Origin of the sequence: Rossellomorea oryzaecorticis (assembly GCF_045897515.1) — a bacterium.
Classification (GTDB): Bacteria; Bacillota; Bacilli; order Bacillales; family Bacillaceae_B; genus Rossellomorea; species Rossellomorea enclensis.
The window spans coordinates 124,004-137,140 of record NZ_JBJOSA010000006.1 but is presented as its reverse complement, the minus strand read 5'-3'; the positions used below and the strand labels follow the sequence as shown (position 1 = coordinate 137,140).

Here is a 13,137-nt window from a genome sequence, read left to right as displayed (position 1 = left end):
AAATCATCCTTTTTGTTTTCTCCATGATGAAAGAAGGGAATGATAAGAGGAAACTTTAGTTAGCAGAAACGAGATGATGCAGGTTGAAAGAAACGAATGAGTCAAAATACATTCAGCAGCATTTAGCGAATGAGCGTACGTATCTGGCATGGATCCGAACATCTATAGCCATTCTGGGGATTGGCTTTTTAACAACAAGCCTTCACAGCTCTTCAAGCGGTGAAAATGACTTCCAAGAGCTCATAACCGTTCTTATCAGCGGTATAAGCATTATAGTGGGCTTGTTCCTGATTGTCGGATCAACCATTAATTATTATCGGGTGAGAAAACATATTAATACACAAACATTCACCTCTGCTCATGTTGTGATCATCTTTATGTCCATCGTTGCTTTGATCATATTAGTCTTCGTATGTATGTATCTCTATTCATTAAACAGATAAAATAAAGATACCGGGACAAAAAACCCGAACTGATTTGCCTTTCTGCCTGCAAATCAGTTCGGGTTTTATTTTTAATTAAATACTTTGATCCAACGTTCATATACGTTAGACTTTCATTTTTTCTGCTTCCACAGGAAGAATCGTTTGAAGGACTTGTTTGAAGGCTGTATCTTCCTCATTTAATAAAATATGAACCTTTCCCCTGTCTTCATTTGTACGGATGAGGCGGCCGATTCCTTGTCTCGTGCGAAGGAGCATATACGGGATGTCAACTTCCCCGGCAGGGTCCCCGGCATGATTTCGTTTGGCATCAAATACAGGGTCTTTCGGCGGGAAAGGCAGTGAAACGATCACGACCTGTGACAGGGCATCCCCCGGTACATCAAGGCCCTCCCAAAGATGATACGAACAAAGGACAGAAGAGTGGTCATGCTGGAATTCCTCTACAGTATGGCTTATCTCTTTATCTCCTTCAAAAATGACCTTCCATTCCTGATCGGATTCTTTGTTTAAATAAGACCTGAAAGAATCCATTTCTTCTTTTGAAGAGAATAACAGAAGCGACTTCCCTTCGTTTTCTGCAATCTGATCAATCGCATATTGAAATTTCGCTTCATCCCCTGGAAGATGATCAGCTATGAACATTTTCATCATCTCCCCGTAATCATAAGGGGAATCAACTGAGAATTTTTCAAATTCCCTGATGCCCAGCGACTTAGCAACATATGAAAAATCACTATTATACGATAATGTGGCTGATGAGAAGATGAACGGGATATTTTGAGAGAACACTTTCGTACTGAGTATTTCTTCCACCAGTCGCGGCATTACGACAAATGTATGCTCTTCCTCCGTCGCCTCCAGCCAATAAATTCCTTTTTCGTCTTCCAGGAATAACTTTAATGAGTATTGAATCTGTTCCAGATATTCCTCTACAACCTTCAATAAGTACTCATCCATCACATACATTTCAGATTCGAATACCAATTCATTCAGAAGGCTTTCGATACTTTCTGTTAATTGCCTTCCCTGCTTTAAAATATCAGCCGATCGAGTGATATATTGTCTTGCGGTACCACTCTCAGCCCATGCTTCCTGCTCTAATAATGTAAACCATCTTTCATTCGCCATCATGATATCTTCTATCTGGTAAAGGGTAGACTCCCTCATGTCGGACGCAGATAATTTTTCCAGCAGGCTTTCCAAAGTCTCCATCCTCATCCTGTAGGTCATCGCCTTCTGAGAAGCAAATTCCAACAGGTGCCCTTCGTCAAAGACAACCGAGCTTGCCTCAGGGAGCAGCGGCAGCTGCCCTTCCCTTTTACGGGAATCCTTTGTCCAGATATGTTCCATATAGAAGTCATGGGAACATACGATCAGGTCGGCCGATTTGCGATAATGCTCTCTGTGAAGGGTCTGTCCGCAGCGGTGGCGGTATACGCATGACATGCAATCCTGAAGAGAATCCCATCCGATTTCATTCCATTCCTCATCAGGCAGGTGGGCATACTCTTTACGGTCTCCATAATGAGTGAATTTGTTCATTGAGTTATTCTCATGCACAAATTCAGGGAGACCTTCCCAGATGTCATGGAAACCTTCATTAAAGGAGAGCTTTTCCTCCAGTTTTTTTATACAGAGATATTGCTCCCTTGATTTGGCCAGTCTGACATCTATATTCAATTCAAGCGCCTTTTCCAGCTTTTCAATGTCACCGTCTTTTTTTACAAGCTGTTCAATCAGGGTTTCATCCGCACACGCAATGATGGCAGGCTTGCCTGTATATCTCGCATAGGACAAAGCGTACAGCAAATATACCAATGTCTTGCCTGTTCCGACGCCTGCCTCCGCAAACATGACTTGTTTTTCTTTATATGCCTTATTTAGTTGAAATGCCATAAACACTTGTTCATCTCGGAGATCGAATCCTTTATCAGGCAGGATGTCGTAGAATACATCACCGATCCAATCTGAGAGTGCTTCGTAAAAGGATTGTTCTTTTGATAATTCGAAAGGTAGTTTTCTTTTCATTATGTCCTCCTGCATCCCGCTTTACTGCTAATCTATTATTTTGATTTATCTTGTTTGTTGATTTACCGTGCAATGGAATTGAAGTGTATGACATGATCCCATTTCCCTGATCACCCAAAAAAAGGACGTTCCATACAAAGGGGAAATTGCCATTTGTATGGAGCGTCCCTGTTTTAATCGTATATTCTGTTTTGTCTAAGCAGTTCGTATTGAAAAGCTCTGTTTAAATTCATCTTTGCGTTCATCAGGGTCTCTTGTAAACTTTCTGTCCCCTCTTGTTCATAAACAATGGATGACAAAGAACCCTCAAGTGCCTGATAAATCTTGTGATAATCCGTCAGAGAATGTTCCATCCTCTTTTCACTCCCCTAAAAATGATAGCACTAGTATACGCAGGAAGAGCCGGATTTATTCATATTCATTTATTCAGGATTTTCTTTTCTTGGCGGACGCGGTCCCCAATACTGATAGTAATCGGTCCGGATGAATCCATTGAAGAGTTTGCGTTTCTTAGTGGCAGGCTTGCCGTAGAACCGTTCGAAATCTTCATGGGAAGTGAGCATATAGACAGACCAGGTATCAAGTTTTTCGAATGCCTCTCCCATTTCTTTGTACATCTTTTCAACCTCAGGTCTTTCGCCAAGTCTTTCACCATATGGAGGGTTTCCGACTGCCACACCATACTCAAGATCGGTTGTGAAATCCCTGACTTGCATCTGTTTGAACTTCACCAAATCCCCGAGTCCGGCCTCCATGGCATTTTCTTTGGAAACATTGACCATCCTGTGGTCGATATCCGTTCCGATTATTTCAAGCGGCTGGTCATAATTGGCGAGATCCTCCGCTTCCATACGGACCTTATCCCATATGTCAGCCGGTATGAAAGACCATTTCTCTGATAAAAACTCCCTATTGAACCCGGGCGCGATATTCTGTCCGATAAGGGCCGCTTCGATGGGAATTGTACCGGATCCGCAAAACGGATCAAGGAAAGGACGGTCAGGGTTCCATGTTGTCAATTTAATCAGGGCAGCGGCAAGGGTTTCCTTAAGGGGAGCCTCCCCCTGTCCGATTCTGTACCCTCTTTTGTGAAGGCCTTGGCCGCTTGTATCCAGCGTAATGCTGGCTTTGTCTTTATGGATCGCCACTTCGATCTTATACAGCGGTCCTGTTTCATCCAGCCAGGATGTGCGTTTATATGCTTTTCTTAGTCTTTCGACGATGGCTTTCTTCACAATCGCCTGACAATCGGGAACACTGTAAAGCTTGGATTTGACAGACTTCCCCTGCACAGGGAATTCCGCGTCTTCCGGCAAGTATTTCTCCCAGGAAAGGCTTTTGGTATTCTCGAAAAGTTCATCGAATGAATATGCCTTGAACTCCCCCACCAGGATCTTGATCCGGTCTGCAGTTCGAAGCCACATATTGGCTCTCGCTATCGCTGTTTCGTCCCCTTTGAAAAGGACCTTTCCATTCTCTACTTGGCAATCATATCCCAAGTCCTTCACTTCTCTTGCCACAATTGCTTCCAGTCCCATGGCCGCAGTGGCAATCAATGTATATGTACCCATTCAATACACCTCGTCCGTCTCAATTCAATTACTTAGTATGTTCCAATTATTCTATTTATAGTCTGCTATTCAGCCATTTAAATACAGGCTAAAAAACAAAAAGGACTGATGCCAAAGGTATTGTATACCTGAATGGATCAGTCACTTGGGTTTGTAGTAGTCAAAAAATTGTCTTCTCCTGAAACAGCGCTCTGTAAGCCATGTTTTGTTCCTTTGTACTGCAAGCGACTTGTCATCTCGTACTAAGGTGGTAATCATCTATCTACAAAGGACTTGCCTTTGTCCCTTTCTTCGTTCGTTTCCTCCAAAAGGGTTCCCCTACCAAATTTGGGTTTCTCGCTCGTGGGGTTTACCTCGTTCCACTCCTGCCATTTCTAACAGGACTTCGTCACTGTGGCACTTTCAAGGTAGTCATACCATATCCGAAAAGGACGTAGGTATTTTCCCTGCCGTCAACTCAGAAACCTGAGCTGCCCTAGCTTATGAATTGGCTAGGCACGAACACTACGGGCATCTCAGCACCGTGCGAGCATGGACTTTCCTCTACAGCAGTAAGCTGCAGCGATTACCCAAACGCTATTAAGGATCAGTACTAACTAATTATAAAGTATTATCTTGACTATTTCAACAGTCAATAAATGTCATTCGATCAATCGTAAAGCTTATTCCCGAACACATGCTTCTCAAGATTGGATAACCGCTTGAGAATATCGAAGTTAGTAGTGCCGGATGCTTGAGGCTGAGCCGCAGGACGCTTATTTGCACCTTCTACTTGCTTCTTCAGACGCAGATTTTCCTGTTGAAGTTCTTCTATTTCCTGATGAAAGGTTTCATAGTCTTTTATAATCAAATCAAGGAACTTATCCACGTCCTCGGGCTTATACCCCCGCATACCGCTTTTAAATTCTTTTTCCAGAATATCTTTAGCCGTTAACTTTACTTTATCTGAGATCATCATATTCACCTCTATATTAATCTTTTTCATTTTTTCAAATTACCTTCATTTTGTCAATCATTTTAAGAAAGCAGGGTCCTGCTGTGGCTATCAATAGTCACTTAATCGGTTTTCCACTGCTCTTCTTCCACTACCCATTGTAAATCCTGAAATGAGATGGTCCTGATTTCGAATGCAGGATTACTTTCCTTATGCCGCAGGGCTTCTTCATAAAAATATTTAGGTGAGCCCTCTTTTTCTTCGTCGAATAGTATAATCAAAGCCTGGGTCTTATTCAAGAACAAAAGATTGCGGTTTCTGAATTGCTGCGGACTTTTATATGGTTCTTTGGATACTGAATCAACGAAATCCGCCTGACTGAGTATCATTTCATAATATTCCTTATTGTTTTCATTCCAGTTTTCTTCCTGATTCAAGAATGGTGTCAGTACGGCCAGTTTCAAGTCAGGGTATTCATCCTGAAGGTCGAAAACGACTTCGGCACCCCATAATTCCACACCCAGCTGACCGCTGATCGTCACCCATTCAAGTCCCTCGTCAAGAAGGGAAAGTAATTCTTTTTTTAGTGCCTGTTTTATGTAGTGAACTGCTTTATCGTCTTGCTTGAATATTCCCAGCTCAAAGGATTTATAACCTGTCAGGCATGCGACTTTGCTCAAGAAGCAAAACTCCTTTTAGCAGGCACACTATCGGGATCTATAATAGTCTGCCCCAATCTTTACAGTCTATTGTATCATATTATCTGAATGTAATCCTTTTTTATCTCATCTGAAAATAAGAACGGCGACTTCAACACATTCCCATATCAAACAAGAATCGTTGAAGTCACCTGAATCAATTGCATTGCTTATTGAATTACCATTTCATCAGTATGGTCCGAACGGCGGACGCGGGCGCGGTCCAAATCCTGGTCCTCCAGGTCCACCTGGGCCAAATCCTGGTCCTCCTTGCCCTCCTCCGCAATTGAATTGCTGATTGGTCACACTGTCCACTGCGGATTGGGTTTGAGGGAAGTAATGTTTGTGCTGATATTGGATATTGTTTACTGTAGTTGTATGCTGCGGATGGATATGCGGCACCTCATAAGTGGTGAACGTTTGGTTTACGCAGTTTTTTGTTGGGTGCACAACTGCAGGAAGCACGTTGCAGGGTCTAGGTCTTGGTCTACAAAACATAGTCATGTTCTCCTTTCATCATGTTTTCGATACATTAATAGCCTATGAAAGGGGTGGAGAACATGTACTAATGAAAATACCTATTTTTAAATATTTGGGAATACGCTCATTTAGCAAAGAATGTGATCCTTTGTTTCCCGTTACATGAAGCTGTATAAAGTCTCGGAGTAGTTCGAAAAGAAAAATGCAGTTAAACCTATGACGACAAAGAATAAAACTAATATTGCACGGTACATTTTCATCATCCTATCTAAACATAAATAATTTCCACACAATTATTCATTTTACATCTACTTGTGAAAATTCTCAATATATAAATAAGAAGAATGAACCATATTTTTTCGATATTTTACTAGTTTAATGAAAGAGTTACAAGTCAAGATAAATTCTTCCTGTCAGCCTTTAAAGTAATGCGGTTTATCCTGGTATAAAGCTTTTGCAGCCTTTTTTCCTTTACCCCTTCGTCCTTGCAAAATTCATTTAAAACCGTTTCAAGTTCCCGGCACTTCTTTAGGGCCGACACATAGTCCCTGTGTTTATGTTCATAGATTTTTGCCAATTCTTCAAGCACGACTGCTTTCATCCTGAGCGGACACTTCCTTACTATTCCTTCCCATAATGATGCCGCCTTATCAAAATCCTTTTCTTTTTTATAGTGGAACGCAAGATGATGAATGGAATCATGGTGTGTTTCTTCTCTGTCGTTCACGATATGTTCGAACCGCTCTTTCGCCATATCCGCATTTCCTGTATATTCAAGCCATCTTCCTGCCTCGAAGGTTTCCTGCTCCGTGGAATCCTCTGATACCTCGAGCAGCTGAAAAGTCAAATGGGTGTATAAGCTGATCAACGAGAGAATGTCGAGTTCATTATGTTCCATGACTCTCAAGATACCTTGTGGATCCTTTCTTTCAATAAAGTCAAAATAAATCATCGGTGCAAGGTATCCGGGTACATCATCCACTCTTTCAAACCCCAGTACTTTTCTTTCCACATTAATCAGTTTTACCGACTCCATTTTATGCTTAAAAAGCCTTCTGGAGCCGTGATATAGATCGAAGTGTCCGAATGACGGGAGTTTAGGCACATGCTCTTTGATCAGCGTGTGCCTGGTCCTGACCTGCGGCCAATCAAAGGCCTTGCCGTTATAGGTGACAAGAGCATTATAATCCACTGTCTTCAAGAAGCTGTGATAAAGTGGGATTTCGCTGCCTGGACGTGGAAGGAAGTGCTGGGTGACAACCACTTCATCCCCTTCTACCCTGCCATGTCCGAGAAGGAAAATCGTATTGCCGACTCCCCCTCCCAAACCGGTCGTTTCTGTATCAAAGAAAAACAGGTCCCCGGGAGAAAGTCCTTTACATGATAATGGATGAGTGCCGCTGAAATTCTGCCATGCGTCAACTGCCTTTAAAAGATCTTGGAACTTATATTTTCCGTGCTGATATTGAAGAGGGTATCTTTTTTCCCTGACTAGGCAAAAGTCATCGTCCACAAAGTACATTGTGGTACCATGTTCTTTCCATATTTCTTTAAAGGGCAGATCTGTACTGGTGATATCACTTTTAAATGCGGTGTCCTTCCCTTTTTCCGGTTCTTCCCTGACAATATGTTTTTTCATTCTGTTAAGTTTATTTTTAAGAGACACTTAATCCCTCTCCCTGTTTTCACCATGGAATAAAGCAAGAAGCTTCAATGTATCTGCTTTTGCCGTTTTCATGGAATGTTCCGTCCCTATGCAGGACGGGCAGCCCGTTTGACACGGACAGTTTTCGATCAGTCTTTTTGCTTCTGAAAGAATCTGCTCAATTTGTTCGTATACTTTTTCACTTAAGCCGATTCCCCCTGGATAGCGATCATAGATGAAGACCGTCGGTTTGTCATTATGCGCGGCTTTCACCTGCGGCACCACAAAAATATCGCTCGGATCACACATGACGTAAAGCGGAATGATGGACTTTAAACTCTGAGCTGCACCGATCAATCCTTCCTCAAGACGTTCCTGTGTAAATGAAGAACTGTCATTCAGCGATATCCAGCTCGAATTGGTGTGTAGTTCTTCCTCAGGCAGATGGATTGGCCCGGAACCTATATTTTCGTGAGTATCGAACTTGATCTTCTTGAAAATGGTCGCCATGGCCTGGACTGTCACATCACCATATGCCGTTTCGCAAGCCCCCGTGTTCCTTTCCTTATCTGTTTCCAATACCCTGAGCTGCACGGCTAAGTTGGCATCGGTAAAGTAGTCGACGTCCACTTCCCGTACAAATGCCTTCTTTTCCTCCCAATCCAGTTTTTCCACCTGATATTGAATTCCCTGGTGCAGATAGATGGCCTCATCATGAAGAAGCGTCATGGCAGAAAACCGGTCCATTTCCCCGATGACTTTGACCGCTGCAATATCGGTTTGATCAATGATGATGACATTTTCCTGAGAAGCAGATCGAAGGCTGATATTATGGGCTGGGAAAACATCGTTCATCCAATACCATTTATCCCCATTCTTATGCAGCAGCTTCTCTTCCGCCAGAAATTCAAGAATATCCTCCACATCATGCGGGCCGAATTGTTCCCCTTCTTTAAAGGGAAGTTCATAGGCTGCACATTTAAGATGATCGATCAGGATGATCAAGTTATCAGGGTTGATTCTGGCTGTTTCGGGTGTTTGCTTAAAGAAGTAGTCCGGATGATCAATGATGAACTGATCGAGCGGGCTCGAGCTTGCAACCATGATCACGAGTGATTCGCCGTGTCTCCTGCCGGCTCTCCCCGCCTGCTGCCACGCACTGGCAATCGTGCCGGGATAACCCGTCATGATACACACTTGAAGCTGGCCGATGTCAACACCCAACTCAAGAGCATTGGTACTGACAACTCCATAAATATCCCCCGACCTAAGGCCTTTTTCTATTTCCCTCCTCTGAGTGGGAAGATAACCCCCTCTGTATCCGCGAATCGATTTTGCACCTAACTGGCTCTTCACCAACTCCTGCAAATAGGTAAGGATGATTTCCACCCGTACCCGGCTGCGGGCGAAAACAATGGTCTGAATCTTATTCCTTAACAGTTCACCTGCAATCCTCCTCACCTCAAGAGTGGCACTTCGTCTGATATTCAACGGCTTATTTACAATCGGCGGGTTATAAAAGACAAAATGCTTTTTTGCACTTGGTGCACCATTATTATCAATCAGCTCCATTTCAGATCCCGTCAGATGCTCGGACAATTCTTTAGGATTAGCAATCGTTGCAGAAGTGCAGATGAATATAGGGGAAGCGCCATAAAACCGGCAGATTCTCTTCAGCCTTCTGATTACATTGCTCACGTGAGATCCGAATACCCCCCTGTAGATATGGAGTTCATCAATTATTACATATTTAAGGTTTTCAAATAGTGAGACCCATTTTGTATGATGAGGAAGGATTGCGGAATGCAGCATGTCTGGGTTCGTGATGACGATATGACCGGCTTTTCTTACTTTTTGCCTAATATTTGCCGCTGTGTCCCCGTCGTATGTATAACTATTGATGGAGGCACCGGATTCAGAGATGATTTCATTCAGCTCGCTTTTCTGATCCTGAGCAAGGGCTTTCGTCGGAAAAATATAGAGCGCCCTGGCATTCGGGTCGTCCATGATCGTTTGCAGGACGGGCAGGTTATAGCAAAGGGTCTTACCTGAAGCGGTCGGCGTTACGGCTGTAAAGCTTTTCCCTTCCATCGCCAGCCGGAATGCATCACGCTGATGGCTGTACAGCTTTTCGATCCCTCTCCCTTTCAGGGCTGTCTTTATCCTTTCATCGATCATACCAGGGATTTCTGTATACTTTGCAGGTTTTTCATCTATTGTATGCCAATGTATGATTTGTTTGTTGAATTGGTCGTCTTTTTTGAATTTCTCTATTAGTTCCTGAAGGTTGTTTTTCTTAAACATCTTCTTCACCTCTAAAGACCATTTTAGCGAATCTATGTTCGAATGTAAAAATAAAAAATGACGAATCTCTTCGCCCTTATCATTTTCACCCTATATAACGCCGCAGTTGATTTCCGTGCAAGACTACGCTTTCCGCGGGTGACCCGTGAGTCTCCGAGAAGAAAAGCGGAGGGGCTTTGAAGAGAGGCGGGTGGCATAAGACGAATTGACCACGAAGGCGTTCTTTGCCTTCTTGGGCGAGTTGGCTTATGACATGTGCCTCTAAGCCCTGCAGCTGGACATGTCTCACATTGGCCACATCTCCCGCAGGAGTCTTCGTCTTGCACTCCAATCAACTGCTGGAACAAATTAGTCTTTATTGGGAATTAACAATAAATTCTTTTAAGATATACGTAAGTTTTTCCGGTTCTTCGAAGAGGCCCATGTGGCCTGAGCCGGGAAGCGTTTCAGTCTGAATATGCGGTGCTTCCTGGATGAATACTTTTTCTTTCGGTATGACCCCGTCATGTTCTCCCGCTATAAGAAGGATAGGGAGATCGCTGTTTTTCACAACGTCCGATCGATCTGTTCTGTTCCTCATTGCTTTAAGGGTTTGAATGGCACCTATCGGGCTGGTTTCATATCCTATCTCTTTAGCAGTCTGTATTTTTTCTTTTAATTCCACTTGTCTTTCAGGGTTGAAAAGATTCGGGACGAGATCATCCACAAATGAATGCATCCCCTCTTTTTTGATCTTTTCGATGGAGGACAGCCTATTTTTCTTTGCTGCCTCACTGTCGGCAAGAGCGGTGGAATGGATGAGCCCGTATCCTTTTAATTTTTCCTTATATAACTCTGCAAAGGCGAGCGTGATATAACCGCCAAGCGAATGACCGAATAAATAGACATTTTCCAATTGCTTTTGATCCATGAAATAATGGATGTCTTTCGCCATATCTTCAATAGTGAATGCTGAGTCGCTTATACCTGATTGGCCGTGTCCTCTGAGATCGACTGTTATTACCCGGCAGGAGTCAAGTAAAGGAACCACTTCCTCCCAATATGAAGAACTTCCGCAGAATCCATGAAGCAGGATCACTGTCTCCTTCCCTTCACCCCGGTCTTGATAAGCCAGGTCGAACCCTCCAATGTGCTGCTTTTGCATACCATTTCCCCCTTTGTGGAATTTCTTATTACTTTTCCTCGGGTGACAGGTTTTTAAACAAGGGTGAGATAGGCACAAATGCACGATCAGTTCATACATTAATATGAAAAGATCTGACCGAAAGGAGATACCTTCCATGCACAGCCATTTTTCAAACGACCCTTCCAAGAAAAAAGGGTTTGGAGATCTGATGCAGTCAATGAATGAATTCTTTCATGAAAAACCCATGAGGGGCATGCTGCAGAGTATTGATGACTTCTTCACCTCTGCCTCGAACCCTTTTAATTCCTTTCCTGTTGATTTTAAAGAAAATGATGACTATTACCTGATTACGGCAGAATTGCCTGGAGTTAAAAAAGAACAAATAAACCTGGAGGTATTCCCTAACTTTGTGACCATCACTGTAATGAATATGGAGCTATATTCTGAGGAGAATACAAAAAGCCAAGTAATTAAAAGAAAACAAACGATGAACAGAAGCAGCCGCACCATCCCGTTTCCATCAGTCGTAAATGAAAAAAATGTTAAAGCTTCTTACAAGGACGGATTACTGCAAATAAAAGTGGAGAAGCAATCCGGGAAAAGAATCAGCATTGATTAAATTAAATGACTGAAGAAATAAAGAGCAGCCTGGTTCAGCTGCTCTTTTTGTTATATTTTTATATCTTGAATATACCGCCAAGTCCTTTCACAAGTGAAGAGACTTGGTTTACTGCGCCCATCATCTGTCCTGCAGTATTCATCGCTTTGTTAAAATCGAATGAGCCATCCTGGGACTTGAAAGAGTTCATGATGCTGCCCACTCCGGATTTGGAAGGTTTCGCCATAAAGGAAGCCTTTGGATATGGATTAGCGTATCCCTGCTGCTGCATCGCTTTCATCTGATAGGGATTATATTCTTCATGCTGAAGAGGATTTTCAAAATATGGATTCGTATAACCTGTCTGGTACATTTGAGCGTTCGGACGCACAGATTCCGGTGAATATTGAACTGGCGAAGTATAGTACTGACCTTCTCCCTGGATTGGCAAGTTTGGTAAAGGCACCATATATTGATTGGCCGCCTGATGTGGATTTGGATAAGGAAAATACGGTGTCTGATAACGAGGTTGATATCGATATGAATTCATACTTAGCCCCCTCCCATTTTTTCGGTTACTACACAATATGAAAGTCTGGGTCATACGGTGAAAAAACAAGTCAATTTCTTTCGACAAGGCTGTTTTCTAAAAGATTGTTGCTTTTCGGAAATTGGCTAGTAGCCTGAATGTTGCTTGTGGACGTGCTCTTTTCGAATTCAAGTTTATACGACAGGTGTACAGACATCAGAAAATACCCAAGTTCCGGTATTTTCTTGTGTGTAAAGCAACAAAGTATGCGAAAAGAGCTTTCGACAAAGACCACAAAAAATGTCGGAAGTTACATTATTCTAATAACTTAAAGAAAACGTTTTCTATGTTAGGATAATGAATGAAGAGTGATAATAACTTGAAATTATCGGGAGGAATTCATATGAACTTTAGTGAATTGTTAAAACAGTTTGAGAGTCAAAAACAGCAGCAGTCAGCCGATGGCATGGAGCTCCTCATGTTAACAAAAAAACTATACATTTCAAACGAAATTTCTCTGCAAAACTATAAAGAACTCGTAAGGGAAATCAATCTGAGCTATGGTCACGCCATTCCCTCATTATAAGTTATTATTGATTGGTCCTGAGACTGAGGTAAATGTATTCCTATCTAATAAAAGCCAAACGTATTCTTCCTCGATCTGATGAATACGTTTGGCTTTTTTTATTTGCATTTTTATTTTCTTTTTTTAATTTTTCCAGCGATTGATTGGAATGCAAGACGAAGACTCGTGCGGGAAGAGTAGCTGATGTGAGAC

12 protein-coding genes and 1 other RNA gene are annotated in these 13,137 nt (G+C 42.5%); 3 read left to right on the top strand and 10 right to left on the bottom strand.

The features are described from left to right. The first annotated feature begins 83 nt into the window (after positions 1–83). On the top strand, positions 84–443 hold the full coding sequence (locus ACKA06_RS09560) for a YidH family protein (protein WP_032087966.1): 360 nt from the start codon (positions 84–86) through the stop codon (positions 441–443). A gap of 105 nt (positions 444–548) precedes the next feature. Here ACKA06_RS09560 and ACKA06_RS09555 read toward each other — a convergent pair whose 3' ends face one another. The 9 genes from ACKA06_RS09555 to ACKA06_RS09515 form a co-directional block, all read right to left on the bottom strand. Next, positions 549–2,474 carry an ATP-dependent DNA helicase gene (locus ACKA06_RS09555; protein ID WP_411159486.1) on the bottom strand — a complete coding sequence of 642 codons (1,926 nt, stop codon included), beginning with the start codon at positions 2,472–2,474 and terminating at the stop codon, positions 549–551. 422 nt (positions 2,475–2,896) lie between these two features. Then, positions 2,897–4,045: a THUMP domain-containing class I SAM-dependent RNA methyltransferase gene (locus tag ACKA06_RS09550; protein WP_058297612.1), complete on the bottom strand. Its 1,149-nt coding sequence runs from the start codon at positions 4,043–4,045 to the stop codon at positions 2,897–2,899. 189 nt (positions 4,046–4,234) lie between these two features. Continuing rightward, an RNA gene (gene rnpB, locus ACKA06_RS09545) (RNase P RNA component class B) lies at positions 4,235–4,622 on the bottom strand. 72 nt (positions 4,623–4,694) lie between these two features. Then, complete coding sequence (gene gpsB, locus ACKA06_RS09540) at positions 4,695–5,000, bottom strand: cell division regulator GpsB (protein WP_032088380.1); 306 nt, start codon at positions 4,998–5,000, stop codon at positions 4,695–4,697. Positions 5,001–5,101: 101 nt separating this feature from the next. Continuing rightward, positions 5,102–5,659 carry an SLOG family protein gene (locus ACKA06_RS09535; RefSeq protein WP_064563987.1) on the bottom strand — a complete coding sequence of 186 codons (558 nt, stop codon included), beginning with the start codon at positions 5,657–5,659 and terminating at the stop codon, positions 5,102–5,104. A gap of 207 nt (positions 5,660–5,866) precedes the next feature. After that, entirely contained in the window at positions 5,867–6,175 is a 309-nt protein-coding gene (locus ACKA06_RS09530) for a CotD family spore coat protein (RefSeq protein WP_074439948.1), read from the bottom strand. 376 nt (positions 6,176–6,551) lie between these two features. Next, the gene (locus tag ACKA06_RS09525) at positions 6,552–7,823 is read right to left on the bottom strand and encodes a ribonuclease H-like domain-containing protein (RefSeq protein ID WP_197671239.1); all 1,272 of its coding nucleotides are present in this window, start codon (positions 7,821–7,823) and stop codon (positions 6,552–6,554) included. After that, positions 7,824–10,106: a DEAD/DEAH box helicase gene (locus ACKA06_RS09520; protein WP_058297615.1), complete on the bottom strand. Its 2,283-nt coding sequence runs from the start codon at positions 10,104–10,106 to the stop codon at positions 7,824–7,826. Positions 10,107–10,461: 355 nt separating this feature from the next. Beyond that, positions 10,462–11,250, bottom strand: coding sequence for an alpha/beta fold hydrolase (locus ACKA06_RS09515; protein WP_411159485.1), 789 nt, complete (start codon positions 11,248–11,250; stop codon positions 10,462–10,464). A 136-nt stretch (positions 11,251–11,386) separates the two neighbouring features. Between ACKA06_RS09515 and ACKA06_RS09510 the strand changes: the two genes are divergently transcribed. Continuing rightward, positions 11,387–11,851, top strand: a complete 465-nt coding sequence (locus ACKA06_RS09510) for an Hsp20/alpha crystallin family protein (RefSeq protein WP_032087958.1) — start codon at positions 11,387–11,389, stop codon at positions 11,849–11,851. 58 nt (positions 11,852–11,909) lie between these two features. Here ACKA06_RS09510 and ACKA06_RS09505 read toward each other — a convergent pair whose 3' ends face one another. Further along, complete coding sequence (locus ACKA06_RS09505; RefSeq protein WP_052011540.1) at positions 11,910–12,380, bottom strand: YppG family protein; 471 nt, start codon at positions 12,378–12,380, stop codon at positions 11,910–11,912. 382 nt (positions 12,381–12,762) lie between these two features. Here ACKA06_RS09505 and yppF point away from each other — a divergent pair, with 382 nt between their 5' ends. Next, positions 12,763–12,945, top strand: coding sequence for a YppF family protein (yppF, locus tag ACKA06_RS09500; RefSeq protein ID WP_032087957.1), 183 nt, complete (start codon positions 12,763–12,765; stop codon positions 12,943–12,945). The last annotated feature ends 192 nt before the right edge of the window (positions 12,946–13,137 follow it).